At 70.8% G+C, this 25,277-nt stretch carries 26 protein-coding genes; 10 read left to right on the forward strand and 16 right to left on the reverse strand.

Features of this window, described 5'->3' with window-relative positions; all coding sequences use genetic code 11:
* Positions 1 to 91: 91 nt before the first annotated feature.
* The 7 genes from ACFYZJ_RS24530 to ACFYZJ_RS24560 form a co-directional block, all read right to left on the reverse strand.
* Complete coding sequence (locus ACFYZJ_RS24530; protein ID WP_388571317.1) at positions 92 to 1,135, reverse strand: hypothetical protein; 1,044 nt, start codon at positions 1,133 to 1,135, stop codon at positions 92 to 94.
* Positions 1,135 to 1,809 (reverse strand): RNA polymerase sigma factor, encoded by a 675-nt coding sequence (locus ACFYZJ_RS24535; RefSeq protein WP_388571318.1) that lies wholly within the window; start codon positions 1,807 to 1,809, stop codon positions 1,135 to 1,137. Before ACFYZJ_RS24535 ends, ACFYZJ_RS24530 begins: the two co-directional genes overlap by 1 nt.
* 409 nt (positions 1,810 to 2,218) lie before the next feature.
* Positions 2,219 to 3,094, reverse strand: a complete 876-nt coding sequence (locus tag ACFYZJ_RS24540; protein WP_388571319.1) for a hypothetical protein — start codon at positions 3,092 to 3,094, stop codon at positions 2,219 to 2,221.
* A 36-nt stretch (positions 3,095 to 3,130) separates the two neighbouring features.
* Complete coding sequence (locus tag ACFYZJ_RS24545; protein ID WP_388571320.1) at positions 3,131 to 3,748, reverse strand: RNA polymerase sigma factor; 618 nt, start codon at positions 3,746 to 3,748, stop codon at positions 3,131 to 3,133.
* 189 nt (positions 3,749 to 3,937) lie between these two features.
* Positions 3,938 to 4,255 carry a hypothetical protein gene (locus ACFYZJ_RS24550; protein WP_388571664.1) on the reverse strand — a complete coding sequence of 106 codons (318 nt, stop codon included), beginning with the start codon at positions 4,253 to 4,255 and terminating at the stop codon, positions 3,938 to 3,940.
* A 232-nt stretch (positions 4,256 to 4,487) separates the two neighbouring features.
* A complete protein-coding gene (locus ACFYZJ_RS24555) occupies positions 4,488 to 5,057 on the reverse strand; it encodes a hypothetical protein (protein WP_388571321.1) in 570 nt (189 codons plus the stop codon).
* A gap of 155 nt (positions 5,058 to 5,212) precedes the next feature.
* Positions 5,213 to 6,898: a glycoside hydrolase family 20 protein gene (locus ACFYZJ_RS24560; RefSeq protein ID WP_388571322.1), complete on the reverse strand. Its 1,686-nt coding sequence runs from the start codon at positions 6,896 to 6,898 to the stop codon at positions 5,213 to 5,215.
* A gap of 226 nt (positions 6,899 to 7,124) precedes the next feature.
* On the opposite strand from ACFYZJ_RS24560, the gene ACFYZJ_RS24565 reads away from it, so the two are divergent.
* The 6 genes from ACFYZJ_RS24565 (at position 7,125) to ACFYZJ_RS24590 (ending at position 12,196) form a co-directional block, all read left to right on the forward strand.
* On the forward strand, positions 7,125 to 7,727 hold the full coding sequence (locus tag ACFYZJ_RS24565; RefSeq protein ID WP_388571323.1) for a 2-oxo-4-hydroxy-4-carboxy-5-ureidoimidazoline decarboxylase: 603 nt from the start codon (positions 7,125 to 7,127) through the stop codon (positions 7,725 to 7,727).
* 279 nt (positions 7,728 to 8,006) lie between these two features.
* A complete protein-coding gene (gene sdhC, locus ACFYZJ_RS24570; protein WP_388571324.1) occupies positions 8,007 to 8,387 on the forward strand; it encodes a succinate dehydrogenase, cytochrome b556 subunit in 381 nt (126 codons plus the stop codon).
* Positions 8,388 to 8,392: 5 nt separating this feature from the next.
* Entirely contained in the window at positions 8,393 to 8,875 is a 483-nt protein-coding gene (locus tag ACFYZJ_RS24575) for a succinate dehydrogenase hydrophobic membrane anchor subunit (protein WP_388571325.1), read from the forward strand.
* 19 nt (positions 8,876 to 8,894) lie between these two features.
* The gene (sdhA, locus tag ACFYZJ_RS24580; protein WP_388571326.1) at positions 8,895 to 10,649 is read left to right on the forward strand and encodes a succinate dehydrogenase flavoprotein subunit; all 1,755 of its coding nucleotides are present in this window, start codon (positions 8,895 to 8,897) and stop codon (positions 10,647 to 10,649) included.
* On the forward strand, positions 10,649 to 11,419 hold the full coding sequence (locus ACFYZJ_RS24585; RefSeq protein WP_388571327.1) for a succinate dehydrogenase iron-sulfur subunit: 771 nt from the start codon (positions 10,649 to 10,651) through the stop codon (positions 11,417 to 11,419). The genes sdhA and ACFYZJ_RS24585 overlap by 1 nt, the downstream gene beginning before the upstream one ends.
* 159 nt (positions 11,420 to 11,578) lie before the next feature.
* Complete coding sequence (locus tag ACFYZJ_RS24590) at positions 11,579 to 12,196, forward strand: Uma2 family endonuclease (RefSeq protein ID WP_388571328.1); 618 nt, start codon at positions 11,579 to 11,581, stop codon at positions 12,194 to 12,196.
* Between the two features lie 228 nt (positions 12,197 to 12,424).
* On the opposite strand, the gene ACFYZJ_RS24595 is transcribed toward ACFYZJ_RS24590, so the two are convergent.
* From ACFYZJ_RS24595 to ACFYZJ_RS24605, 3 genes are all read right to left on the reverse strand, one after another.
* Positions 12,425 to 12,817, reverse strand: coding sequence for a DUF2752 domain-containing protein (locus ACFYZJ_RS24595; RefSeq protein ID WP_388571330.1), 393 nt, complete (start codon positions 12,815 to 12,817; stop codon positions 12,425 to 12,427).
* A gap of 7 nt (positions 12,818 to 12,824) precedes the next feature.
* On the reverse strand, positions 12,825 to 13,205 hold the full coding sequence (locus ACFYZJ_RS24600; protein WP_388571331.1) for a TM2 domain-containing protein: 381 nt from the start codon (positions 13,203 to 13,205) through the stop codon (positions 12,825 to 12,827).
* A 139-nt stretch (positions 13,206 to 13,344) separates the two neighbouring features.
* A complete protein-coding gene (locus ACFYZJ_RS24605) occupies positions 13,345 to 14,904 on the reverse strand; it encodes an ABC transporter substrate-binding protein (RefSeq protein ID WP_388571332.1) in 1,560 nt (519 codons plus the stop codon).
* A 341-nt stretch (positions 14,905 to 15,245) separates the two neighbouring features.
* Here ACFYZJ_RS24605 and ACFYZJ_RS24610 point away from each other — a divergent pair, with 341 nt between their 5' ends.
* Positions 15,246 to 15,680, forward strand: coding sequence for a hypothetical protein (locus ACFYZJ_RS24610; protein ID WP_388571334.1), 435 nt, complete (start codon positions 15,246 to 15,248; stop codon positions 15,678 to 15,680).
* Positions 15,681 to 15,753: 73 nt separating this feature from the next.
* Here the strand turns inward: ACFYZJ_RS24610 and ACFYZJ_RS24615 are convergent, their stop codons facing one another.
* Positions 15,754 to 17,019 carry a metallophosphoesterase gene (locus ACFYZJ_RS24615; protein ID WP_388571335.1) on the reverse strand — a complete coding sequence of 422 codons (1,266 nt, stop codon included), beginning with the start codon at positions 17,017 to 17,019 and terminating at the stop codon, positions 15,754 to 15,756.
* Between the two features lie 18 nt (positions 17,020 to 17,037).
* Complete coding sequence (locus ACFYZJ_RS24620) at positions 17,038 to 17,280, reverse strand: SCO4848 family membrane protein (protein ID WP_388571337.1); 243 nt, start codon at positions 17,278 to 17,280, stop codon at positions 17,038 to 17,040.
* Between the two features lie 103 nt (positions 17,281 to 17,383).
* Here ACFYZJ_RS24620 and ACFYZJ_RS24625 point away from each other — a divergent pair, with 103 nt between their 5' ends.
* Entirely contained in the window at positions 17,384 to 18,649 is a 1,266-nt protein-coding gene (locus ACFYZJ_RS24625) for a D-alanyl-D-alanine carboxypeptidase family protein (RefSeq protein WP_388571338.1), read from the forward strand.
* Here the strand turns inward: ACFYZJ_RS24625 and ACFYZJ_RS24630 are convergent.
* The 3 genes from ACFYZJ_RS24630 to trpS form a co-directional block, all read right to left on the reverse strand.
* Positions 18,552 to 19,514 carry a YihY/virulence factor BrkB family protein gene (locus ACFYZJ_RS24630; protein WP_388571339.1) on the reverse strand — a complete coding sequence of 321 codons (963 nt, stop codon included), beginning with the start codon at positions 19,512 to 19,514 and terminating at the stop codon, positions 18,552 to 18,554. The genes ACFYZJ_RS24625 and ACFYZJ_RS24630 overlap by 98 nt on opposite strands.
* Positions 19,515 to 19,721: 207 nt before the next feature.
* Positions 19,722 to 20,300 (reverse strand): 2'-5' RNA ligase family protein, encoded by a 579-nt coding sequence (locus ACFYZJ_RS24635; RefSeq protein WP_388571340.1) that lies wholly within the window; start codon positions 20,298 to 20,300, stop codon positions 19,722 to 19,724.
* Between the two features lie 164 nt (positions 20,301 to 20,464).
* Positions 20,465 to 21,478 carry a tryptophan--tRNA ligase gene (gene trpS, locus ACFYZJ_RS24640; protein WP_388571342.1) on the reverse strand — a complete coding sequence of 338 codons (1,014 nt, stop codon included), beginning with the start codon at positions 21,476 to 21,478 and terminating at the stop codon, positions 20,465 to 20,467.
* A gap of 111 nt (positions 21,479 to 21,589) precedes the next feature.
* On the opposite strand from trpS, the gene ACFYZJ_RS24645 reads away from it, so the two are divergent.
* Positions 21,590 to 22,261 (forward strand): hypothetical protein, encoded by a 672-nt coding sequence (locus tag ACFYZJ_RS24645; RefSeq protein WP_388571344.1) that lies wholly within the window; start codon positions 21,590 to 21,592, stop codon positions 22,259 to 22,261.
* A gap of 10 nt (positions 22,262 to 22,271) precedes the next feature.
* On the opposite strand, the gene ACFYZJ_RS24650 is transcribed toward ACFYZJ_RS24645, so the two are convergent.
* Entirely contained in the window at positions 22,272 to 23,726 is a 1,455-nt protein-coding gene (locus ACFYZJ_RS24650) for a glycine hydroxymethyltransferase (RefSeq protein WP_388571346.1), read from the reverse strand.
* A gap of 225 nt (positions 23,727 to 23,951) precedes the next feature.
* Here ACFYZJ_RS24650 and rocD point away from each other — a divergent pair, with 225 nt between their 5' ends.
* Complete coding sequence (gene rocD / locus ACFYZJ_RS24655; protein WP_388571347.1) at positions 23,952 to 25,157, forward strand: ornithine--oxo-acid transaminase; 1,206 nt, start codon at positions 23,952 to 23,954, stop codon at positions 25,155 to 25,157.
* Positions 25,158 to 25,277 lie beyond the last annotated feature (120 nt).

Consider the following 25,277-nt stretch of genomic DNA (forward strand, 5'->3'; position numbering starts at 1 on the left):
ACTGCGCCAGGGCGGCCGAAAGTGTCACACCTTCGCCGAAGAATTTTTCGGAGATGCGAAACCGCAGGTCAGCGCGGCATCAGCGAACGGCTCAGCGGTTCTCGGCGGAGCCCAGCGCGCTGTACGTGGGGCTCGGGGACGCCGTGCGCGCCGGCACGGGACCGACCAGGCCGCGGGGTGTGGCCGGTGGAGTGACGACGGGCGCTATGTGGCCTTCGCCGTCACCGCCGTTGCCGCCCTGGTCGCCCTCGCCACCGCCGCTGTTCCCGTTGCCGTTCCCGTCACCGCTGCCGTTCCCGTCACGGCCCTTGCCGCTGCCGTCCTGGCCGGAACCCTCGTCGCCGCTGCCCAGGACGCCCTTGCAGTACGCCTTCACCCGGCCGCTGCCGCCCGCCGCGTCCGCCAGGTTGCGCCACCGCTCGGTGCCGAGGGCCTTGCCACCGGCCATGTCACGGCAGGAGGAGCGCACCTCGGTCCACCAGTCACCGGTCCGGCCCGCGGCACGGTTGCCGGCGCCGCCGGGCAGGCCGGTCCCGGTGGCACCGTCGCCCGCCTCGTCGCGCGCGGAGCCGCTCTGCCCGGGCTCACCGGAGGGGGTGCCCGGCCTCGTGGAGGAGAGGCCGCCGGTTCCCGTCGCGCCGGGCGTCGGGGTGACCGACGGCTGAGGGGACGTCAGCGCAGGCGACACGGACGCGGCGGGTGCCGGCTCGTCGTGGAACGGTGTCCGCAGCACTCCGGTTCCGGCCGCCACCGCGACCCCGCCGATCATCCCGGCGGCCACCGTGGCGGCCAGCCCGAAGCGCACCGTGCGCCACCGGCGGGCACGCCGCCCGCCCGCTTCGGGACGGCCGAGACGGACCAGCCCGGCGTCGGCGGACTGAGCCGCGAACTGCGGATGGAGCGCCGTCCCGTGGTCCTGGCGGGCCGCGCGGGCGGCCCGGAACGCGGCCACCGCGGCCTCCTCACCCGGGAGTTCCTCGCCGGCCGGAGAAGGAGCGGCGGCCAGAGCGGTGAGGGCTTCGGCGAGCCGTTCGGCGCGGGCACGCGCGTCGGCGTCGACGGCGGCCGGGGGCTCTCCACGCAGCAGACGCTCCGCCGCGTCCCTGTCCAGCCACCTGTCCTGCTCGTCGGCCATCACATGTCCTTCTGCGTCCGCGAACGCATATGCGTCACACCGGCGGACGACACCGCACGTCTGTGCCCCTCCCGCTGAGGGGGCATGGCGTCGAGCGCGCCGGCCGATTCCGGATCCGTGTCCGGGTTCACACCGAGCAGCTCCGCGAGCCGCTTCAGCCCACGGTGCGCCGCCGTACGAACGGCCCCCGGGCGCTTGCCGAGCGTCTCGGCGGCCGTCTTGGCGTCGAGACCGACGACCACCCGCAGCACCACCGCCTCCGCCTGGTCCTGCGGAAGCTGGGCGATGAGGGAGAGCGTGCGGTCGGTGGCCAGGGCCTCGATGGCCTCACCGGCCGTGTCCGACTCGGCGGGCTTCCCGGTCAGTTCCGTCTCGTCGCCGCCGATCGCGGGGCGGCGGCCGCGCATCCGTATGTGGTCGAGGGCGCGGTTGCGAGCGATACGGGCCGCCCAGCCGCGGAACCGGTCGGCGTCGCCGCTGAACCGCTCCAGGTCACGGGCGATCTGCAGCCACGCCTCGGAGGTGACGTCCTCCGCGTCCGGGTCTCCGACCAGCGTGCGCACATAGCCGAGCAGCCGCGGATGCACCGCGCGATACACGGTACGGAAAGCGGTCTCGTCCCCGTCCTGTGCCGCAAGTACCGCGGCCGTCAGCTCCGCGTCGTCCCCCAGCACCCGAACTGCCCCTCTGTGCGCCTGATCCGGCACCGCTCGCGCGCGCCGGGTTCTCGCCGTCGTGATTGCTCGTCCTGCCTGTGGTCTTCAGGCCGCTCGTGGTCGGCGGCGGTGGCATCACCCGTTATTGCTGATCGTCGCGGTCGGCGCGAAAGGCACGTTACGGCCTGAAACCGCGCTTCGTCCACGCCCGTACAACGTGCAACCAACCCGTGACGCGATGAGGTGTGACAGAAAACGCATCCACGACGCTGTAGAGAGTGACGGGCCGCCGCGCGGCCCGTAGCGCGCGACGGCCGGGGCCTCTCCTGTGGGGGGTGGCGGCCCCGGCCGTTGCCATGGCCGCCGACCGGCCCACCGCTGGGACCACTTACGGCCGCTCCTTCCGGACATGCGCGGGCATCGCGGACTACTCGGCAGCCTTCGCCGACTCGGGGGCGGGCTTGCCCGTGGACGTGCCGGGGGACTTCCGGGCCTTCGCGTTGTCGCCGGGCTTCTTGTCCGCCGCCTTGTCCGCGTTCTTGCCCTTGTCCGCGTTCTTGCCCTTGTCCGCGTTCTTGCCGGTCTTTTGCTGCGCCTTGGCGGTCTTGCCCGCCGCCTTGCCGGCAGCCTTGGCCGACTTACCCTTCTTGTTCGTTTTGTTCGCCTTGTTGGCCTTGTTGGCCTTGTTGGCCTTGTTGGCCTTGTTGGCCTTGTTGGCCTTGTTGGCCTTGTTGGCCTTGTTGGCCTTGTTGGCCTTCTTCGCTTTGCCGGCCTCGTCGACACCCTTGCCCGACTTGCCCGCAGCCTTGCCTTTCGGCCTTTCGCCCGGTTTGTCGGTCGCCGTGCCGGAGGCCGGCGATGCCGTGCCGGTGTCGCTCGGGCCGGGTGTCTCGCCCGCCCCCTCCGTTCCGCCGGTGTGGTCGCGCGGCGCCGGCGAGCCGGGCGCCACCGTCCCGGCGGGTCGGTGCGGGGCGGTGACGTGCGGCAGCTCGCCGATGGCCGCGACGGCGACTCCCCCCAGGGCCGCGCCGCCCAGCAGCACGGCGAGCAGTGTCCGCAGCGAACGTCCCAGCCCGCGCCGGGCGCTCGGACGCCAGTCGTCGCGTCGCCGGGCGCGCGGCGGCCGTGCGCCCTGCCGTGCCTGGTGGGCGGCCCGGAAGGCGGCGACAGCGCGCGCCTCGGCCTCCGGGTCGAGCCGCCCGGGCCGTACGGCGGCACGCAGCGCGTCGGCCGTCACCGTCTCGGGGCAGGGGCGCACCGGCGGGCGACCCGCGCGTCCGGCGCCCTCGCGTCGTTCACCCATCCCCGTGTCCGTCCCTGACCGGCAACCTGGTGGCGCTCATTCCGACTTCCCCAGCGTCCCGTCGCCGTCTTCCGTCACACCCAGGCCGGCGAGTTGGCGTGCGAGGCGCTTCAGGCCCCGGTGGGCGGCGGTGCGGACCGCCCCGGGCCGCTTGCCGAGGACCCGGGCCGCAGCGGGTGCGTCGAGGCCGACGACCACGCGCAGCAGCACCGCTTCCGCCTGGTCGCGGGGCAGCCGGGAGATGAGGTCGAGGGCGCGCTCGGTGGAGAGGGACTCCAGGGCCTGGTCGTGGGTCTCGTGGCGGCCGGGCAGTTCCAGGACGTCGCCTTCGAGAGCCGTCGAGCGGGGGCGGACCCGCTGGCGGCGCAGATGGTCGAGCGCGCGGTGCCGGGCGATGGTGACGGTCCAGCCCCGGAAGCCGGCGCCGTCGCCCCGGAACCGCGCGAGGTCCCGGGCGATCTCCAACCAGGCGTCGGACGCCACGTCCTCCGCGTCCTCGCCGACGAGCCCGCGCAGATAGCCGAGCAGGCCCGGTTGCACGATCCGGTACGCCACCGCGAAGGCGGCCTCGTCTCCCAGCTGCGCGCGTGCGACGGCCGTGCCCAGCTCCCCGTCGTACGCCTGCGCGTGACGGGGTTCCCCTCCCTGGCCCAAGGCAGTCCTCGTTCGTGGCGAGTGGTCTCGCGTCCCCACGCGTACGGCACACCTGTCATGCCGACGCCCCCACGGTCATCAGCGTCGGGGCCCACAGAAATGTCACTGCGCGTCAATCACCGTGATCGGATCGTCATTTTGATGGGCATGGCATCGGATGCGGAGGACCCGGACACCAGGTCCGGTCCATCAGGTCCCGGCGTTGCTCGTCGCGTCCCGGCACAGCAGCCGCAGCGAGCCGTCCCCGTGGTAGCAGCGGCGGGCCTCGTCGATCGGGTCCCACAGGCGGCCGTCGGGTGTGCGCACCCAGTGGTCGCCGCCGGACGACCACCACTCCCCGCCGGTCAGCCGCACCACCACCTCGCCCGCGTACGCCCCGAACTGGCGCAGGACGCTCTCCACGGCGGCGTACGGCGCACCGTGACGACGTATCTCCTCGATCGTCCGGTCCACACGCCACAGGCTCTGCGCCGAGTAGTCGAGGCGCAGCCGGGCGCCCTCCCGCATGGCCGTGACGGCGTCGGCGGCCCAGCGGACGGGCTTGGTGGCGGCGTGGGGCCTGGTCACCTCAGTTGCGTTCACACCCGGAAGAGCGCGCTCCGCCGCCGTGGCGTCACGCCGTCCGGAGGGGGTTCCCGACACCGGCGCAGGACCGCCCCACCGCACCACAGGACGGTCACAGGATCCTTGCAGCGAAGGGGGTTTGCGTGACCGTGCCCCTGCAAGCGGTCACGGCCGGCTACGAGCGGCCCCGTGCGCGCCGGGACACCACGGCCCGCAGCACCCGGCGTCCCTCGGTGGACACGTCGAGGGCCTGGCGCAGTCCGCCCGCGCCGTGGCCGGTGACCAGCTCCAGGACGGCGACCTGGCGCCGCAGTTCGGCGGCGACGAGCGGTGGCATGCCGTCCGTCCGGCCCTCGCGACAGGCCGCGACCGGGGAGTCGTCGTCGGCGGGGTCCAGCAGCCGGTGGATCTGGAGCGCGGCCACCGAGCAGCCGTCGGCCCACCGGCGCAGGGCGTCCGCGGACGGCTCGGCCGGAACCGCCTCGAGCATGCGGCGGGCGAGCTGTGCGGCCTCGGCCTCGAAGGCGCACTCGGGGTCCGCCTCGGGGGCCTGTTCGGCCGCCAGTTCGGCCCGGGCCTTGGCGAGCCGCTGCTCCCACTCCTGCCCCTCGACGAGGCTCCCCCACAACGGCCGCAGGACCTCGTCGTCGCCTCCGAGGAGCGGGACGCACCGGTCCAAACAAGCCAGTCCGCTCGCCGCGAGTGCCCGCTCGTCGGCCTGTGCGATCAGGTCCACCAGGCTCATCAAGCCTCCTCGAAACGCCTCGTCGGGGCGCCTCATCCGTACGGAGCCCGCATCTTCCCTTACTGCGTGCGACGGACCGGGAGTGTCACAGCCGCACTACGCAGAGGGGTCGAGGCGTTCGAGGAGAGCGTTTTCGGCCACCCGGCTCGGGCGTCTCAGCCCAGCCGGCCGGCCAGCGCCTTGAACTGCGTCCAGGACAGCGACGGCGTCCGCGCGTCCCACAGCTTCTGCGCCGTCGCCCGCAGCGGCATCCGGATGCCGGCCGCCACCTGGTCCTGCGTCTGGGCGTTCGGGCGGTCGCCCCAGACGGCGAAGACGCCGCCGAGGATCTGCCCGTCGTACCGGGCGGGCACCGCCGTCGCGCCCCGCAGCACGCGCGGGGTCCACTGCTCGTAGATCCGCTGCCCGGTCGGGTAGACGAAGGTCTGCGGCTGGCCGAGCACGTAGTAGAGGTACTCGTCGTTGTAGTTGATCACCTTGCGGCCCGCGCCCAGGTAGTCGGTGGGCGGCCGGGCACCGAGCTCCTTGCCGGTCCAGTACGCGGTCTGGAGGTCGCCCGCAGGCTGCACGGAGCTCGCCCGGTAGAAGCCGTCGTTCCAGGCGCGCATGGTCCTGCCGTGCCCGCGCATCACGTTCGCGCGGTCGTTCAGCCAGCCGGTCGCGAGGTCCGCGATGGTGGCCTTCGGCCCGAACCGGGCCCGCGCGGCGGCGGCGAGCTGCGGGTAGGAGGCGGCCGGGTTGCGCGCCATCAGCGCCAGGTACTCGTCGCCGCCGAGGTGCCAGTACGCCCCGGGAAACACGCCCGAGAACTCGTTGAGCAGGTCGTCGACGATCTTCGCCGCCGCGGGCTTGGAGATGTCGACCGCCCCGGGCGTCGCGACTCCGGAGGCGTTGCGCAGCTGGATGTCGGGGTGGGCGGCGATCACGGCGCCCAGGTGGCCGGGTGAGTCGATCTCCGGGACCACGGTGATGTGCCGGCTCGCCGCGAGATCGACGATCTTCTTCACGTCGGCCTTGCTGAGGTGCTGCCTGGAGACGATCTCCGGGTGCGAGGAGGACTCGATACGGAAGCCCTGGTCGTCGGAGAAGTGCAGACCCAGTTCGTTGTACTTCAGGTCGCCCAGCTCGCGTATGCGGTCCTCGATCCAGCCGGCCGTGTAGTACTTGCGGGCGATGTCGAGCATGAACCCGCGCCGCGGCTTGGCGGGCGCGTCGTTCACGACCCCCTCGGGCGCGGTGCCGCCGCCGCGCACCTCCTGCTTGAGGGTGCGGGTGCCGTAGAAGACGCCGGCCTCTCCGGGCCCGGTGATCTTCACCCGCCCGTTGCCGACAGTCAGCGTGTACGACTCCTGGTTGCCGCTGCCGGCCAGGCCCAGCTCCACGTCACCGGCCCGGGCGCCGGTCTGCCCGCCGTACGCCACCCCCAGCTCCCCGGCGAGCAGCCGCCCCTCGTCGGCGAGCTGGGGGTTGTCGACGACCACCCGGTGTCCGGAGGCCGGCCGCCAGCCAGGTCCCCGCGCCGCGGTGAACCGGCCGACGGCGGGGATGGTGCGGGGCGGCTGCGACAGGGGGTAGGAGCGGGACGGGACGGAGCGGGCGGAGCCCGTGGACGCCGCCGCCGTCCCCACGGAGGCCCCGGCCCCGTACGGCGAGCCGCCGCCGGAGGGCCACAGCGTCACGGCCGCCGCCACACCACCCGCCACGACGATCGCGGCACTCGCGAGCAGCAACCTGGTGTGCCGCACGTGCGTCTTCCCCTCGGGGACCTGCCTGTCCCCGGTCACCAGGCCACATCCGTTTCGAGACCGGGGCGCGGCCACACCGTGTCCCGCTGCATGCATCCGCGTATCGGTATTCGTCCGACCTTCGACCGCACGTGACTCACCTCCACACGCTGCCCCCTCACCGTTCCTTTCCGAAGCTACGGCCCTCGTCCGACCCACGTGTCCACGAGAGGCCCCGAAACTCTCCCATCCGGGTGAAATCCGGGCAGCGACTGGACGCCGACCCGACCGCCGTCGATAACGTGGCGGCGCATTTCTCCCACGATCCCCTGCCGACCCGCACGTGGCGCGCACGAGCCGTCACGCCAGCCGCCGAGGACCCACGCTGCCCGCGCACCGTCTCCCGCACCTCCCCGGCCACACCGCCCTACCGGCGCAACTCCGCACCGAGGCCACCACGGGCCTGGAGCGGTTCAACCGCGCGCCCGCCGACGACGTCCGGCGCGCCCTGCTCACCTGCTGCCGCAGCCTCCGCTGGGCCCACCGGGTCACCGAGCACCGCCCCTACCCGGACCTGGCCTCCCTGCTCGCCGCGTCCGACGAGGCGACGTACGACCTCACCCCCGGGGACCTCGCCGAGGCCCTGGCCGGGGAGTCCCTCGCCCCGCTCCCCGACGGCACCTACTCCGCCGCCCACACCGCTCTGAGCGCGGCGCACGCGGCATACGAGGCCAAATTCGGACACGTGTTCATCATCTGCCTGGATGAGGTACCGCCGGAGGAGCTGCTGGACCGGCTGCTGGCGGGCATCCGATCACGATTGGCAAACGATCCGGAGGAGGAACGGGTCCTGGCGACGGAGGAACTGCGCCGCCTGGCGAGGGGAAGGCTGACCCGCCTGGTGCGGAACCTCACTCAGCGGCCTGTGGTGGAACGCGCCCCTTAGGGGCGGGGCTGTGACGACATGCGGCTCCGCCACATGGGCGTGATTCGTCACAAACCAGCCCGCACCAGACCGAAACCAAGCTTCCCCACGCCCGTAGCCGCCCGGCCACTCCCCCATCCGTGCTCGTTTGAGTGCCGGTTCGATCACACCGGTAGGCCCCCCGTAAGCGCCGCAGGCAACCGTGGCTACCATGCTGGGGGCCGGTGGACCGTACCCGGCCGGGCCCGACCGACAGACAAGCCGGCGCGGCCCTAGTCCCCGCTCCCGGAGGGTTCTTCCGTGCCGGCTGGAACGCTGTACCGCGGCCGGGAAGGAATGTGGTCCTGGGTGGCTCACCGAGTCACCGGCGTCCTCATCTTCTTCTTCCTGTTCGTACACGTGCTGGACACCGCACTCGTCCGTGTCTCTCCCGAGGCCTACGACAAGGTCGTGGCCACGTACAAGACACCGATCGTCGCGTGCCTGGAGTACGGCCTCGTCGCCGCCATCCTCTTCCACGCGCTCAACGGCCTCCGCGTCATCGCGGTCGACTTCTGGTCGAAGGGCCCGCGCTACCAGAAGCAGATGCTCTGGACCGTCGTCGGCGTCTGGGTCGTGCTGATGCTCGGGGCCATCTACCCCGTCCTCGGCCACGCCGCTCGTGAACTCTTCGGGAGCTGACGCGTATGTCCACCACTGAAACCACCACCTCCGGCATCGGCCCCGTCGAGGGTGCCCCGCTGTACGACGTCGACAACCCGGCGCCGCTCATCGAGCCGCCCCGCAAGCGGACGAAGAAGACCCCGAAGTCGACCCGCGGCAACTTCGAGATGTACGGCTGGCTGTTCATGCGCCTGTCCGGCATCGTGCTGGTCGTCCTGGTCATCGGCCACCTGCTGATCCAGCTCGTGCTGGACGGCGGTGTCTCCAAGATCGGCTTCGCCTTCGTGGCCGGCCGCTGGGCCTCCCCGTGGTGGCAGGTCTGGGACCTCGCCATGCTGTGGCTGGCGATGCTGCACGGCGCCAACGGCCTGCGCACGGTCATCAACGACTACGCCGAGCGGACGAACACGCGGCTGTGGCTGAAGGGCCTGCTGTACACCGCCACGGTGTTCACCATCCTGCTGGGCACGCTGGTGATCTTCACCTTCGACCCGAACATCCGCTAGGCACGGGGCTGCGAGAATCATGAAGATCCACAAGTACGACACCGTCATCGTCGGCGCCGGTGGCGCGGGCATGCGCGCCGCCATCGAGTCGACGAAGCGCAGCCGCACGGCCGTGCTGACCAAGCTCTACCCGACCCGCTCCCACACGGGCGCCGCGCAGGGCGGCATGGCCGCCGCGCTCGCGAACGTGGAGGAGGACAACTGGGAGTGGCACACCTTCGACACGGTCAAGGGCGGTGACTACCTGGTCGACCAGGACGCCGCCGAGATCCTGGCGAAGGAGGCCATCGACTCCGTCCTCGACCTGGAGAAGATGGGCCTGCCGTTCAACCGCACCCCGAACGGCACGATCGACCAGCGCCGCTTCGGCGGTCACAGCCGGAACCACGGCGAGGCCCCGGTCCGGCGCTCCTGCTACGCGGCCGACCGCACCGGCCACATGATCCTCCAGACGCTGTACCAGAACTGCGTGAAGGAGGGCGTGGAGTTCTTCAACGAGTTCTACGTCCTGGACCAGCTCATCACCGAGGTCGACGGCGTCAAGCGCTCGGCCGGTGTGGTGGCGTACGAGCTGGCGACCGGCGAGATCCACATCTTCCAGGCGAAGGCCGTGATCTACGCCTCCGGCGGCTGCGGCAAGTTCTTCAAGGTGACGTCGAACGCGCACACGCTGACCGGTGACGGCCAGGCGGCGGTGTACCGGCGGGGCATCCCGCTGGAGGACATGGAGTTCTTCCAGTTCCACCCGACCGGCATCTGGCGCATGGGCATCCTCCTGACCGAGGGTGCGCGCGGTGAGGGCGGCATCCTCCGCAACAAGGACGGCGAGCGCTTCATGGAGAAGTACGCGCCCGTCATGAAGGACCTCGCCTCCCGTGACGTCGTGTCCCGCTCCATCTACACGGAGATCCGCGAGGGCCGCGGCTGCGGTCCCGAGGGCGACCACGTCTACCTGGACCTCACCCACCTGCCGCCGGAGCAGCTGGACGCCAAGCTGCCCGACATCACCGAGTTCGCCCGCACGTACCTCGGCATCGAGCCGTACACGGACCCGATCCCGATCCAGCCCACCGCGCACTACGCGATGGGCGGCATCCCGACGAACGTCCAGGGCGAGGTCCTCGCGGACAACACCACGGTCGTCCCGGGCCTGTACGCGGCCGGCGAGGTCGCCTGCGTGTCGGTGCACGGCGCCAACCGCCTCGGCACGAACTCGCTGCTGGACATCAACGTGTTCGGGCGCCGCGCGGGCATCGCCGCCGCCGAGTACTCGCAGACGGCGGACTTCGTCGAGCTGCCGGAGAACCCGGAGGAGCTGGTCGTCGCGCAGATCGAGCGGCTGCGCAACTCCACGGGCAACGAGCGCGTGGCGGACCTGCGCCGTGAGCTGCAGGAGACCATGGACGCGAACGTCATGGTGTTCCGCACCGAGCAGACAATCAAGACGGCGGTCGAAAAGATCGCCGAGCTCAAGGAGCGCTACAAGAACGTGGCGATCCAGGACAAGGGCAAGCGGTTCAACACGGACCTGCTGGAGGCCGTCGAGCTGGGCAACCTGCTGGACCTCGCCGAGGTCATGGCGGTCTCCGCGCTGGCCCGCAAGGAGTCCCGCGGTGGTCACTACCGCGAGGACTACCCGAACCGCGACGACGTCAACTTCATGCGCCACACCATGGCGTACCGCGAGGTGGGCGACGACGGCACCGAGTCCATCCGTCTCGACTACAAGCCGGTCGTCCAGACCCGCTACCAGCCGATGGAGCGTAAGTACTGATGGCTACCCCTGTTCTGGACAAGGCCGAGGCGAGCGCTTCGGGCTCGGCAGCGTCCCCCTACATCACCGTCACCTTCCGCGTCCGCCGCTTCAACCCGGAGGTCTCGGCCGAGGCGACCTGGGAAGACTTCCAGCTGGAGATCGACCCCAAGGAGCGCGTCCTCGACGGTCTGCACAAGATCAAGTGGGACCTGGACGGGTCGCTGACCTTCCGCCGCTCCTGCGCGCACGGCATCTGCGGCTCGGACGCCATGCGGATCAACGGCAAGAACCGCCTCGCGTGCAAGACGCTGATCAAGGACATCAACCCCGAGAAGCCGATCACGATCGAGCCCATAAAGGGCCTGACGGTCCTGAAGGACCTGGTCGTCGACATGGAGCCGTTCTTCCAGGCGTACCGGGACGTGATGCCGTTCCTGATCACCAAGGAGACGAACGAGCCGACGCGTGAGCGTCTGCAGTCGGCCGAGGACCGGGCGCGCTTCGACGACACGACGAAGTGCATCCTGTGCGCCGCCTGCACGACCTCCTGCCCGGTGTTCTGGAACGACGGCCAGTACTTCGGCCCCGCGGCCATCGTCAACGCGCACCGCTTCATCTTCGACTCGCGTGACGAGGCCGGCGAGCAGCGGCTGGAGATCCTGAACGACAAGGACGGCGTGTGGCGCTGCCGCACGACGTTCAACTGCACGGACGCGTGCCCGCGCGGCATCGAGGTCACGAAGGCGATCCAGGAGGTGAAGCGGGCACTGATCACCCGCCGCCTCTGACGTCCGTCCTTCGCCGCACGTCACCGAGGGCCCCGTTTCCGCTGGATACGGGGCCCTCGGGCATATGCCACACCATCGGGTGAACGTGGCTGCGAAGGACGCATGAGCGTCGCCAGGCCTACGATGATGCTCTCGACACCAGCCCACGGGAGGCACCTGATGTCCGCAGCATCCGTCGAGCAGCCCTTCGACCACGAAGAGCCGGTCAGCCTCACGACCATCGCCGACGAGATCATGGAGCGCCATCCGGGCTACCGCGTCGAGATCATCGGAGGCCATCTCCTCGTGACCCCGTCCCCGGATGCTCCCCACGCTCGAGCCCTGACCAAACTCATGCGCCCGTTCATCGCAGCCGGCCTGGACGACGGCGAAACCGAGGTCCTCCAGAACGTCGGTCTGTGGCTGCCCACCGACACCGAGGACTACGCCATCCCCGACCTCGTGGTGGTCGACGCGGACATCGACGACCACTTCGTCGAGAACAACTGCTACGACCCGGTCTGCTTCCGCCTCGTCCTCGAGGTCACGTCCAGCAACTGGAAGAACGACCTCAAGACCAAGGTCGCCGCCTACGCCGAGGCCAAGGTGCCCGTCTACGTCGTCGTGGACCGCAAGCACCAGCGCCTCCACGTCCTCACGGACCCGGCCGGGAACGGGTACGAGAACCACCGTCCGTACGCCCCCGGCGAGACCGTCACCCTCCCCGACTCCATCGGCGCCAAAGTCACGCTGGACGTGGCCGAGATCCTCAAGGCCGGTCAGCAGAAGGCCCAGTAGGGCCCCCGCCCCCTCAGCCCCGCAGTACGCGCCCCTGCTTGTCCGTGCGGTCGTTGCTCGTCAGGAGCAGGATGCGGTCGATCAGCGCCCAGATGCCGAGGCCGCCGCAGGTGAACAGCGTAAAGAAAGCGGAAGGGTGGGAGAGCGTGTGAATGATTGTTCCTGTTCCGGGATCAAATCCGGACAGACAGCGGTCACAGCAAGCCGATGTCGCTCAACTCCCGCCCGCTAGAAGACGTTACGAACCACCGTCCACGCCACCGCCAGCCCCAGGACCAGCACCTGCGCCCGCGTGCTCAGTTGTGGCTGCCAACGACGGCCTCGCAGCCCTTCGACCGCCCAACGGCCCAGCAGGGCGAGGGCGTACGGCGAGGCGAGCAGCAGCGCCCTGTTGTCCAGCCACGCCTCGGTGAAGTGACCGTGCATCAGGTCGTACACCATGCGGGTGCCGCCGCAGGCGGGGCAGAGCAGGCCCGTCAGGAGCCGGAACGGGCACTGGGGCAGGAGGTGCCCGGGCTCGTGCGGATCGGTGACGTACAGATAGCCGGCCCCTGCCGCCCCGGCGGCGAGTACCGCCAGGGGGGCCGCCGCCGGGTGGCGCAGCGCGGAGAGCAGGGACATCGAGGCCTCAGCCGCGCAGGACGCGGCCCTGGGAGTCGGTCTCGTTGCTGCCCGTCAGCAGGATGATGCCGTCGATCAGCGCCCAGATCCCGAAGCCGCCGCAGGTGAAGAGCTGGGCGAGGCCCAGCCCGACGTTGCCGATGTAGAAGCGCCCGACGCCGAAGGTACCGAGGACGAACTGCAGCACGCCTGCGACGATCTTCGACTTGTCGGAGTACGGGCGGCCGTAGGGGTCGTAGCCGTACGGGGCGTTGGGGTCGCCGGTGTACATCCCGGGCGGCACGGCGCCAGGCGCATACCCGTACTGCGGATACCCGGGCGGCGGGCCCGGGGGCTGGTTCGGGTACCCGTAACCGTAGGGACCGGGCTGCTGCGGCTGTTGGCTCAAGGACTGCTCCTGGGACCGGTTGCGGGGAAGCCAGGGAACCCCGCGAAGATGCGACGAGACGAAAATGAGCCCGGCCATCATGCCCGAGGCGGCCCCGACCACAGAAGCCGGGGCGCCTCGCACCTCACATGGGCGTCGGTCAGATCCAGTTCAGCCGCCAGAGGCGGAAGACGCCCGTGCCGTCCGAGAGGTACTGGCCTCCGCCGACGTCCGCGCTGCCGACGACGTACTCCTTGCGCTGCCACAGCGGGATCAGCGGGACGTCCTGCGCCACGATCTGCTGGATGTGCTGGAAGTCGTCGGCGGTCCGGCTACGGTCGGAGTAGCGTCGGCTGTCCAGGATCAGGCTGTCGACCTGCTTGTTGCTGTAGCCGTTCTTCATGCTGTTGCCGGTACCGATGAGCGGGGCCGTGAAGGTGTCCGGGTCGGGGAAGTCGGCGACCCAGCCGATGGCGTACGCGTCGAGCTTGCCGCTCGCGTACCGCTTCTGGAAGTCGGTCCACTCGTAGCCCTTGACGTCGACCTTGAACAACCCGGTCGCCTCCAGTTGTCGCTTGAGGTCGGCGGCCTCCTCGGCGGCGGCGCCACGGCCCTGCCCATAGCCGTAGGTGAAGTGGACGGGCACGCCCACTCCGGCGGCGGCGAGCAGGGCGCGGGCCCTCTTGGCGTTGGGCTTGGGGTAGTCGTCGAAGAACGAGGTGGTGTGGCCCGTGATGCCCGCCGGGATCAGCGAGTACAGCGGGTCCGTCGTCCCCTCGTACACCTTGTCGACCAGCTCGTCGCGGTCGATGACCGTGGCGATCGCCTGGCGGACACGGCGGTCGTGCAGCGGTGAGCCGACGGAGGTGTTGAGGACCAGGTTGCGGATCTCCGCGCTGTCGACCTCGCTGACGCGCTGGTTCGGGTCGCTCGGTGAGAGGCCGGCCAGCACGGGCGGGGGCAGCTGTCGGGTGGCGACGTCGACGTCCCTGGCCTTCCATGCCTTCTCCAGCGCGCCCGGGTCGGCGTAGTACCGCAGTTCTATCGGGCGGCCGGTGTCCTTGACGTCGCCCTTGTAGTGCTTGTTGGGGGCGAGGTGGGCCTTGTCGTCCTTCGTGTACGACGTCAGGGTGTACGGGCCGGTCCCGTCGACGCCCTCGCCGTCGGGACGCAGCTTGTTCTGCGGGTACTTGGTGCGGTCGACGATGGAACCGGCACCGGTGGCCACCTTGAACGGGAAGGTCGCGTCAGGGGTCGACAGATGGAAGGTGACGGTCAGCCCGCCGGCGTCGACCGAGCCGAGGGTGTCGAGCAGGGTCGCCGGGCCGACGTCGGAGTTGATGCGCTTGACCCGGTCGAAGGAGTACTTGACGTCCTCGGCGGTCAGGGCGCGCCCGCTGGGGAACGTGATGCCCCTGCGCAGCGTGCAGCGGTACGTCTTCAGGTCCGTCCCCACGAAGTCACAGCTCTGGGCGGCGTCCGGCACCGGTTCCACCCCGTTGGGCTCGAAGGTCAGCAGCGACTGGAAAACGCTGCTGAACAAAGCCCAGGACCCGGCGTCATAGGCCCCCGCCGGATCGAGCGACGTGACGGCGTCCGTCGTTCCGACCGTGATGGTCCTGTTGGTGTTCTCCTTGGCCGGCAGCAACTGCCACCCGCCCACTCCCACGCCCGCCACCACCAGCACAGCCGCGAGAATCCGCATGCGAACCGATCGCATCGGCGCCCCTCCCCAGGCCCTCGGCGCATACCACTCCCCTGTGGCGAGGCTCACCCAATCACAGTGTTTCACCTGGGGGAAGAGTGGTTTGTTGAAATGAGAAGGAACTTACCCAGGAGTTGTTTCCGAAAAGTCTCAGCCATGGTCCGCGCGACATATCGCCCCCCGGTCGGCGGCACCTGTTAAGCCGATGAGCTGATACTTCATCGGACTCCGTGAAGGCGTTACCTCTCTTCGGCCGGTCGACCAGGCAAGCTCCTCTCAGGTACGGGAAAACTCCCGAACCGATGGAAACAAGGAGCAACTACGTGAGTTGTGAGCACAGGATCAGAAGGGTCGGCGTGATCGCCTCCCTCGCGCTGGTCATGGCCGCCGGAGCCGCCGCTCCCGCCATGGCGGCGGGGCAGACCGCTACCCATGGGCAGCGGGCGCGCCTGTCGGGGGGTTGCGACGGCGGCCACAGGGACGTGATGGACGGCCTGTCCTCAGGAGGCGGCGAGAAGGACTGCAAGATCAAGGTCCACGAAGTGTCGCGCACCGTCCAGGTGCCTCCGCAGGGCAACACCACGGTACTGACGAACGTCGACGTCACGTGCCCGGCCGGCGAACAGGCGATTTCCGGCGGCTCCGACGCGTCACAGGCATTCGATATCGGCACGCTCGTCTTCAGGCAGGTGACCACCACGACTCCGGGTGACACGTGGCGGGTCGGCTACCACAACTTCAGCACCACGACAACCGAAACGGCCACCGCCTTCGCGTACTGCGCGTCGTGATGGCCCGGCGGGACACAGTCTGAGTGTCCCCTGCGTGAGGTGCCGGCTCCGGGCGGGAGCCGGCACCTCCGTTTCATGCCTGCTTCGACGCCAGTTCCACCACCGTGATGTCGCTCGGGGCGCCCACCCGGGTCGGCGGCCCCCAGGCCCCCGCTCCCCTCGACACATACAACTGCGTGTCGCCGTAGCGGTCCAGGCCTGCGACCGTCGGGTTGGCGGCGGCCGCGATGAAGTTGCCCGGCCAGAGCTGGCCGCCGTGGGTGTGGCCGGAGAGCTGGAGGTCCACGTGGTGCCTGACCGCCTCGTGGATCTGCAGCGGCTGGTGCGCCAGGAGGACCACCGCGCGTGAGGTGTCACGGTCTGCGAGCGCCTTGGTGAAGTCGGGGCCCTCCCCCTCGCTCTCGCCCGCCAGGTCGTCGACCCCGGCCAGGTCGAACGCGGGCAGTTCCGTGCGTGCGTTCCGAAGCGGGTGCAGACCCAGTCGGCGTACCTCCTCCACCCACTCGTCCGCGCCCGAGAAGTACTCGTGGTTGCCCGTGACGAAGTAGCTGCCGTGACGGGCCTTCAGCTGGGACAGCGGGGCCGCCGCCGGGCCGAGGTCCTGGACGCTGCCGTCGACCAGGTCACCGACGACCGCGATCAGGTCGGGCTGTGTGGAGTTGATCGTGTCCACGACCTTCTGCGCGAAGCCCCTGCCCAGCACCGGGCCCAGATGGATGTCGCTCACCACGGCGATACGGAAACCGTGGGCCGCGCGGGGCAGTTTGGCCAGCGGTACGGTCACCCGCTTCACGGCGGGGCCGCGCAGGACGCCGTAGGTGCCGTAGCCCACCGTGCCGACGGCGGCCGTGGCCACCGCACCACCGACGACCCGGGAGACGAACAGGCGCCGGGACGGGGCGGACTGATGCTGTGGCGGCTCCTGCGGCGGCGCGGGCTCCGGGTCCACGGGCGCCGGTCCCGCCGGCACCGGTTCCGCGTCCGGTACGGGTGCCGGCGCCGTCTGCTCCGCTCGCGCCCCGCGCTCCGCCAGGCGCCGCACCAGCGGTCGTACCAACTCCCCTGCCAACAGCGCCAGCAGCAGGTACAGCGTCAGCGCCATCCACAGGAAGCCGGGCCAGCCGAGGACGCGCTGGAGCCAGAACGGGGCGCCGGCGCGCTCGGCGACCAGGGCCGCGACCATCAGCACCGGTCCGGCGACGAGCACCGCCGTGCCGGTGCGGCGGGCGAGGCCAGGGCCGCGGGTCGTGTCGCGGACCAACCGGCGCCACGCGTACCAGTGCAGGGCCACGAGCGCGGCGAGGACGGCGAGGACGACCAGCGCGAAGACGACGACCACCGTTTCTCCCCGTGCCCGCTATGACGTTCGCCGCAGCGCGCGCAGTCCGCGCAACCCAATGACCCCGATGGCAGTCCCAAGGACAAAGGAGACGACGGCGAGCGTCAGGTGCACCCAGAAGTACGCCGTCGGATTCCCCGCGTCGTCGAACGCGAGTCCGCTGCCGTCCTTCCAGAGGTTCTTGACGAAAGTGATCCAGATGACCCAGCTCCACACCCCGAAGGCGAGCAGGAACCAGGAGATGGGGCGGCTGAGCTTCATACCGCCAGTATCGCGGGTCGCGGGCGGCGGCCTGCCCGGGGGTGCGCGGCAACGGCCGGGATGGGGCGGGACTTCCCGGTCCACGGCCGGTACCTTCGCGGTCGTGTCCGCCTTGAAGAAGATCGTCGGGCGCCGCCTGCCGGTCGCCTCCGCCGCCGTGTTGTCCCTTTCGCTCGCCGTGCCCGCGACCGCGTTCGCGGAGCCGAAGACCCCTGCCACGTCGCCCTCGGCCACCCCTCCGGCCGCGATGTCGACCGTCGGCGGCGAGCGGCTCGGCAGGCCCGGCACCCAGGTGAACCTCGGCAGCGGTGCCCCGGTGCTGCCCAAGGACGTCACCGCGCGCTCCTGGATCGTCGCCGACGCCGAGTCCGGTGACGTCCTCGCCGCCCACAACGCGCACTGGCGGCTGCCCCCGGCGAGCACCCTGAAGATGCTGTTCGCGGACACCGTGCTGCCGAAGTTCCCGGCGAGCCAGACGCACAAGGTGCTCCCCTCCGATCTGGCCGGCATGGGCGCCGGATCCAGCCTGGTCGGGATAAAGGAGGGCGAGACCTACACCGTCCACGACCTGTGGCTCGGCGTGTTCCTGCGCTCCGGCAACGACGCCGTGCACGCGCTGTCGGCGATGAACGGCGGTGTCCCGCAGACCGTGCAGGACATGCAGGCGCACGCCGAGGAACTGCAGGCGCTCGACACGCACGTGGTCAGCCCGGACGGCTACGATGCCCCGGGGCAGGTGTCGTCGGCGTACGACCTCACCTTGATCGCCCGCTCCGGACTGCAGAAGAAGGACTTCCGGGAGTACTGCTCGACGGTGCGGGCCACGTTCCCGGGTGAGACCACTCAGAAGGGCGGCAAGAAGTCCCGCGGGTCGTTCGAGATCCAGAACACCAACCGGCTGCTGGCCGGTGACTACGACATGACTCCGTACCGGGGCATCGCCGGCGTGAAGAACGGCAACACCACCAATGCGGGCGCGACCTTCACGGGGGTCGCGGAGCGCAACGGCAAGGTGCTGCTCGTCACGGTCATGAACCCGGAGAAGCACGAGCACAACGAGGTCTACAAGGAGGCCGCCCGGCTGCTCGACTGGGGCTTCGGCGCGGCCGGCAAGGTGACGCCGGTCGGTGAGCTGGTCGCGCCGAAGAGCGCGGCCACGGGCACGGGCCCCAGCGGAACGCCGTCTCCCGCCGCGGCCGGACGGCCCGGCAAGCCGGTGGCCGCCTCGGTACGGCAGGGCGGCACCGGCGGGATCGGCGTGGCGCTCGCCCTCACGGCCGGCCTTCTGGTGCTGCTGGGTGCGGGGGCGTTCCTGGTGAACCGCCGCTGGCCGCTGCCCGACCTGGTACGTCGTCGGACGCGTCCCTGACCTGTTCCGCATCCGCCTCCTTGCTCGGCGTCGCCGTCCAGGCGGCGCAGAACAGCACGAGCTTGGAGGTGAAGTTGATCCACAGCAGGAGCGCGACCGGCACCCCGAAGGCGCCGTACATGCTCTTTCCGGCGACGCCCTGGATGTAGCCGCTGAGCAGCAGCTTGAGCAGTTCGAAGCCGACCGCGCCGATCAGGGCGGCGACGAGCAGCCGGCGCCGCCCCGGCTCCACGCCGGGCAACAGCGTGAGGACGTAGAGCAGGACCAGGAAGTCGGCGAGGACGGAGACGGCGAAGGCGGCGATCCGCAGCAGGAGACTGCCCCAGCCGTTCCGGTCGAGGCCGAGCTCGCCGGCCATCCAGTCGACGAGGGCGGTGGCGACGGTGGACGTGCCGAGGGTGACGACGACCGCGCCGCCGAGGCCGACCAGCACCAGGCCGTCCTTGAGCGTGCGCACCACGGGGTTCGCGGTGTCGTCCGGCAGCTCCCACACCGCGCGCAGGCAGTCCCGCATCTGGCCCACCCAGCCGATGCCGGTGAACAGCAGCACGGCCCCGGCGATCACGCCGACGGTACCGGCGTTCTGCACCAGGCCGTGGATGTCGAGCTGGCCGGAGATGCCCGGGAACTGCGCGGCGACCTTCTTCTGCAGGGTGTTCTGCTGCGCCTGGCTGAGCGTCCCGGCGCCGATCGCGGCGGCGACGGTGAGCAGCGGGAAGAGCGCCACGAAGCTGACGAACGTCATCGCGGCGGCGAGCCGGGTCCACTTCACGCGGTCCAGGCGTTCGTACGAGCGCCAGGCGTGCGTGGTCATCAGGCGCGTGACCAGTGGCCCGATGCCGGGGAGTCTCTTCAGCCAGTCCATGATCCGACCCTCCCCTCGTAACCCGCTCCCTACCCCGGTACCCCGGTAATCCGGTTACCCCGGTAGTGCGGTCTGTTTCCGGTTTCCCCGCATTGCCCGCTTCAGTGAGGGGCCGCGCGGAGAAAGAAGCACAGAGAAGAAGCAGAGAGAGGAGAAGCACAGAGGAGAGACATCGAGGTTATGCCCGTTTCCTCACGGACCGGCGCCCTAGAGGGTCGGCAGGGCGTTCTCAGCCGGGGCGGCCGCCTGCGGCGGTACCACCGCGCTGCCGAAGGGGAACTCCCGCAGCTTGCGCCAGACGCCGTCCGGGCCCTGCTCGTACAGCGCGAAGCCCGTGCAGGGCCACTCGGCCCCGTAGTCCGCCAGTTCCTCGTACGCCCGGTCCATCGCCGCGTCGTCGATGCCGTGCGCCACCGTGACATGCGGGTGGTACGGGAACTGCAGTTCGCGCGCGACCGGCCCGGAGGGGTCCCGGACCTGCCGCTGCAGCCTGGCGCACTCCTCGGCGCCCTCGACGACCTTCACGTACACCACCGGCGACAGGGGCCGGAACGTGCCCGTGCCGGCCAGCCGCATCGGGAAGGGGCGCCCGGCCGCCGCGACGGCGACGAGGTGCGCCTCGATCGCGGGCAGCTCCGCGGAGTCCACCTCCGTCGGCGGCAACAGGGTGACGTGCGTGGGAATGCAACGCGCCGCGGCGTCGCCGAAGCCCGCGCGCAGCTCCTGGAGCTCGCTGCCGTGAGGCTCCGGGACCGCGATCGACACACCGATCGTTACGGTCCCCACGTCGTCTCCCTGTCGTCGTGTCGGTCGTCGTGTCGGATTCGTGCACAGCCGTCCGGCTATCGACTGTACGGCCACGACCGCCCTGTGGGCAGGCGCAACCGCAGTGATGTACAGCGCTCTTGGCCGTGGCGCGCCCCTGCGCCGGTACGCGCCGGTGCCGGCCGTCAGTGCTTGGCGGGCAGGAAGCCCACCTTGTCGTAGGCCTGCGCCAGCGTCTCCGCGGCGACCGCTCGGGCCTTCTCCGCACCCTTGGCCAGGATCGAGTCGAGGGACTCGGGGTCGTCCAGGTACTGCTGGGTGCGCTCCCGGAAGGGCGTCACGAACTCGACCATGACCTCGGCGAGGTCCGTCTTGAGCGCGCCGTAGCCCTTGCCCTCGTACTTCTGCTCGAGGTCCGCGATCGAGGTCCCGGTGAGGGTGGAGTAGATCGTCAGCAGATTGCTGACGCCCGGCTTGTGCTCCGCGTCGTAGCGGATCACGGTGTCCGTGTCCGTGACCGCGCTCTTGACCTTCTTCGCGGTGGTCTTCGGCTCGTCCAGCAGGTTGATCAGGCCCTTCGGCGTGGACGCCGACTTGCTCATCTTGATCGACGGGTCCTGCAGGTCGTAGATTTTCGCCGTCTCCTTGAGGATGTACGGCTTCGGGATCGTGAAGGTCTCGCCGAAGCGGCCGTTGAAGCGCGTGGCGAGGTCGCGGGTCAGCTCGACGTGCTGGCGCTGGTCCTCGCCGACCGGGACCTCGTTCGCCTGGTAGAGCAGGATGTCGGCGACCTGGAGGATCGGGTACGTGAACAGGCCGACGCTCGCGCGGTCGGCGCCCTGCTTGGCGGACTTGTCCTTGAACTGGGTCATGCGGCTCGCCTCGCCGAAGCCGGTGAGGCAGTTCATGATCCAGGCGAGCTGGGCGTGCTCGGGGACATGGCTCTGGACGAAGAGCGTGCACCGCTCCGGGTCGAGCCCGGCCGCGAGCAGCTGGGCGGCGGCCAGGCGGGTGTTGGCGCGCAGGTCCTTCGGGTCCTGCGGGACGGTGATCGCGTGCAGGTCGACGACCATGTAGAACGCGTCGTGGGTCTCCTGCAGGGCCACCCACTGGCGCACGGCGCCGAGGTAGTTGCCGAGGTGGAACGAGCCCGCGGTGGGCTGGATACCGGAGAGCACGCGAGGACTGTCAGAGGCCATGTCCACCATTCTCTCAGGTTCGGGGGGCCGGGCCGGAACCGGCCGGGAACAGGTGTGATCCGATCTTTCTGCGACGGTGTAACAAAGGACGTGACAACTCAGGGGGGTCGCATGCGCGGGCTCGGCGGGCTGGTGGCGGCGCTGGTGACAACGGTCGTGGCCGCGATGACGGTGCTGGGCGCGGCGGTGCCGGCACGGGCCATGAGCAGGGACATACCCGATCTGGCGCTGGTCGTGGCGGGCGATTCGGGCCGTACCACGACGTTACGGTCGGGCGAGCGGCGGTTCGCGCTGCTGTGGCAGTTGCTGGCGCCGACGGAGACGCGGACCGATCGGGTCCCGCAGGCGTGGCAGCGGGGGCGGTATCCGCGGGCACGGGCCACGGTGGTGTGGGCGCTGACCGGCATCGGGGGCTGGCCGTACACGCGGCGGGCACCCGGGGGCGACGTGGCCATCGAGCGGCAGGACCAGGTGTTCCTGGCCGAGGACGGGGTGGCCTGGGTGCGGTCGGATCCGGCGCCGGACGTGACCGACGACGACGTCCGGTGGCGGCGGGTGCCGAAGGACGTCTTCGAGCAGCTGGAGCGGGACGGGCTCTTCGGGGCTGCGCCCGCCGCGCCCGGTGGCGGTCTCCCGGACGACCTGCGCTGGGCGGCCGTCGGGCTCGGGGCGGGGCTGGCGCTCGGTGCCGGTGGCACGTTGGCCGTACGGCGGCGCGCGGCGGCTCGGGGGGTGGCCGAGCCGCCGCGGCAGGAGCTCATCGATCTCGGCGAGCTCGGGTGACCGGCGGCGGTCAGCCCAGGTCGATCTCCGGGTACAGCGGGAAGCCCGCCACCAGGTCCGTCGCCCGCTGGGCGATCTCCTGAGCGACCTTCTCGTCCAGGACGTGGGCCGCCTTGGACGGGGCGCCGGACTTGGTGGTGCCCGGCTCGGTGGTGGTGAGGACCCGGTCGATCAGGCCCGCGACCTCGTCCATCTCCGCGGTGCCGAGGCCACGGGTGGTGAGCGCGGGGGTGCCGATGCGGATGCCGGAGGTGTACCAGGCGCCGTTCGGGTCGGCCGGGATGGCGTTGCGGTTGGTGACGATGCCCGACTCCAGCAGTGCGGCCTCGGCCTGGCGGCCGGTGAGGCCGTAGGAGGTGGCCACGTCGATCAGGTTCAGGTGGTTGTCGGTGCCGCCGGTCACCAGCGTGGCACCGCGACGCATCAGGCCCTCGGCCAGCGCCCGGGAGTTGTCCACGATCCGCTGGGCGTAGTCCTGGAAGGCGGGCTGCCGGGCCTCGGCGAGCGCCACCGCCTTCGCGGCCATCACATGCGGCAGTGGTCCGCCGAGGACCATCGGGCAGCCGCGGTCGACCTGGTCCTTGAGGGAGTCGTCGCACAGGACCATGCCGCCGCGCGGGCCGCGCAGCGACTTGTGGGTGGTGGTGGTCACGATCTGGGCGTGCGGGATTGGGTCGAAGTCGCCGGTGAGGACCTTGCCCGCGACCAGACCCGCGAAGTGCGCCATGTCGACCATGAGCGTGGCGCCGACCTCGTCGGCGATCTCCCGCATGATCCGGAAGTTGACCAGGCGCGGGTAGGCGGAGTAGCCGGCGACGATGATCAGCGGCTTGAACTCGCGGGCCTGGGCGCGCAGGGCGTCGTAGTCGATGAGGCCGGTGGCCGGGTCGGTGCCGTAGGAGCGCTGGTCGAACATCTTGCCGGAGATGTTCGGGCGGAAGCCGTGGGTGAGGTGGCCGCCCGCGTCCAGGGACATGCCGAGCATGCGCTGGTTGCCGAAGGCGCGGCGCAGCTCGGCCCAGTCCTCCTCGGAGAGCTCGTTGACCTGGCGGACGCCCGCCTTCTCCAGGGCCGGGGTCTCGACGCGCTGGGCGAGGACGGCCCAGAAGGCGACCAGGTTGGCGTCGATGCCGGAGTGCGGCTGGACGTAGGCGTGGCGGGCGCCGAAGAGCTCGCGCGCGTGCTCGGCGGCCAGCGACTCGACGGTGTCCACGTTGCGGCAGCCGGCGTAGAAGCGGCGGCCGACCGTGCCCTCGGCGTACTTGTCGCTGAACCAGTTGCCCATCGCCAGCAGGGTGGCCGGGGAGGCGTAGTTCTCGGAGGCGATCAGCTTGAGCATCTCGCGCTGGTCGGCGACCTCCTGGCCGATGGCGTCGGCGACCCGGGGCTCGACCGCGCGGATCACGTCGAGGGCGGCGCGGAAGGCGGTGGACTCGGTGGAGAGAGGCGCAGGGTTCTCGGACATCAGGACCTCCGGACGGGCGGCGTTCGGCGTTCACGGTACGGCCCAGGCGCACGGCACTCTTTCCCGCTGGGGCCGCTCCCCGATGGTCGGTCCCATCCCAGCGCGCCAGTCACGGCCCGCCGTCAGCCTACCGGGCGTCTCGGCGCGGTCTGTTCCCGTGTCCATCATGCGAGCGACGATGGGCAGGGGGCACACGTCCGCCCGCGGCCGGAAGGGGGAGCCCTCGTGAGCACCACCGACGCCCTCGTCGCGGCGGCCGAGGCGCACGGAGCGCCCACCTACCACCCGCTCCCGGTCGTGGTGGCCACAGCGGACGGGGCCTGGATGACCGACGTCGAGGGACGCCGGTACCTGGACCTGCTGGCCGGCTACTCGGCGCTCAACTTCGGGCACCGCAACCGGCGGCTGATCGACGCGGCCAGGGCGCAGCTGGAACGGGTGACGCTGACGTCGCGGGCCTTCCACCACGACCGGTTCGCCGCGTTCTGCACACAGTTGGCCGAGCTGTGCGGCATGGAGATGGTGCTGCCGATGAACACCGGCGCCGAGGCGGTGGAGAGCGCGGTGAAGACGGCCCGCAAGTGGGGGTACCGGGTCAAGGGCGTGCCCGCGGAGATGGCGAAGATCGTGGTCGCGGGGGGCAACTTCCACGGCCGTACGACGACGATCATCAGCTTCTCGACGGATCCGCAGGCGCGGGCGGACTTCGGACCGTACACACCCGGGTTCGAGATCGTGCCGTACGGCGACCTGAGCGCGATGCGTGCGGCGCTGACCGAGAACACGGTGGCGGTGCTGCTGGAGCCGATCCAGGGCGAGGCGGGGGTGGTGGTACCGCCGGCCGGTTACCTGCCGGGGGTGCGGGCGCTGACCCGTGAGCGGAACGTGCTCTTCCTCGCCGACGAGATCCAGTCGGGGCTCGGCCGCACCGGGCGCACCTTCGCCTGCGAGCACGAGGGTGTCGTACCGGACGCGTATCTCCTCGGCAAGGCGCTCGGCGGCGGCATCCTGCCGGTGTCGGCGGTGGTGTCGAGCGCCGAGGTGCTCGGGGTGTTCCGGCCGGGCGAGCACGGGTCGACGTTCGGTGGGAACCCGCTGGCGTGTGCGGTGGCGCTGGAGGTGATCGCGATCCTCAGGTCCGGGGAGTACCAGGCGCGGTCCGCGGAACTGGGCGGGCATCTGCACCGGCAGCTGGGCGCGCTGGCCGGCACGGGGCGGGTGACGGGAGTGCGGGGGCGGGGGCTGTGGGCGGGCGTGGACATCCACCCGCGGTACGGGACCGGGCGGGAGATCTCGGAGAAGCTCATGGACCGGGGTGTGCTGGTGAAGGACACCCACGGGTCCACCATCCGTATCGCTCCGCCGCTCGTGATCGGCGAGGAGGACCTGGACTGGGGGCTGGCCCAGCTGCGAGCGGTGCTCGGCGTCTGAGCCCCTGGCGGGATGTCCGATGCCCTGCTCATGCCCGGCTCACAGGTGCCCCGCCTGACTCCGTGCCGTGAGGCGGCGGCCTCGGCATCCGTAGTAGGCGCTCTCGTCCCAGTGGGGGCG

This window comes from Streptomyces sp. NPDC001848 (assembly GCF_042891915.1).
Lineage (GTDB): Bacteria > Actinomycetota > Actinomycetes > Streptomycetales > Streptomycetaceae > Streptomyces.

Coding starts and splice junctions, on each gene's coding strand:
- ACFYZJ_RS24530 (WP_388571317.1), bottom strand. CDS start 1,135: ATGGCCGACGAGCAGGACAGGTGGCTGGACAGGGACGCGGCGGAGCGT.
- ACFYZJ_RS24540 (WP_388571319.1), bottom strand. CDS start 3,094: ATGGGTGAACGACGCGAGGGCGCCGGACGCGCGGGTCGCCCGCCGGTG.
- ACFYZJ_RS24550 (WP_388571664.1), bottom strand. CDS start 4,255: ATGCGGGAGGGCGCCCGGCTGCGCCTCGACTACTCGGCGCAGAGCCTG.
- ACFYZJ_RS24555 (WP_388571321.1), bottom strand. CDS start 5,057: ATGAGCCTGGTGGACCTGATCGCACAGGCCGACGAGCGGGCACTCGCG.
- ACFYZJ_RS24560 (WP_388571322.1), bottom strand. CDS start 6,898: ATGCATGCAGCGGGACACGGTGTGGCCGCGCCCCGGTCTCGAAACGGA.
- ACFYZJ_RS24575 (WP_388571325.1), top strand. CDS start 8,393: ATGTCCACCACTGAAACCACCACCTCCGGCATCGGCCCCGTCGAGGGT.
- sdhA (WP_388571326.1), top strand. CDS start 8,895: ATGAAGATCCACAAGTACGACACCGTCATCGTCGGCGCCGGTGGCGCG.
- ACFYZJ_RS24585 (WP_388571327.1), top strand. CDS start 10,649: ATGGCTACCCCTGTTCTGGACAAGGCCGAGGCGAGCGCTTCGGGCTCG.
- ACFYZJ_RS24590 (WP_388571328.1), top strand. CDS start 11,579: ATGTCCGCAGCATCCGTCGAGCAGCCCTTCGACCACGAAGAGCCGGTC.
- ACFYZJ_RS24595 (WP_388571330.1), bottom strand. CDS start 12,817: ATGTCCCTGCTCTCCGCGCTGCGCCACCCGGCGGCGGCCCCCCTGGCG.
- ACFYZJ_RS24605 (WP_388571332.1), bottom strand. CDS start 14,904: ATGCGATCGGTTCGCATGCGGATTCTCGCGGCTGTGCTGGTGGTGGCG.
- ACFYZJ_RS24620 (WP_388571337.1), bottom strand. CDS start 17,280: ATGAAGCTCAGCCGCCCCATCTCCTGGTTCCTGCTCGCCTTCGGGGTG.
- ACFYZJ_RS24630 (WP_388571339.1), bottom strand. CDS start 19,514: ATGGACTGGCTGAAGAGACTCCCCGGCATCGGGCCACTGGTCACGCGC.
- trpS (WP_388571342.1), bottom strand. CDS start 21,478: ATGGCCTCTGACAGTCCTCGCGTGCTCTCCGGTATCCAGCCCACCGCG.
- ACFYZJ_RS24645 (WP_388571344.1), top strand. CDS start 21,590: ATGCGCGGGCTCGGCGGGCTGGTGGCGGCGCTGGTGACAACGGTCGTG.
- ACFYZJ_RS24650 (WP_388571346.1), bottom strand. CDS start 23,726: ATGTCCGAGAACCCTGCGCCTCTCTCCACCGAGTCCACCGCCTTCCGC.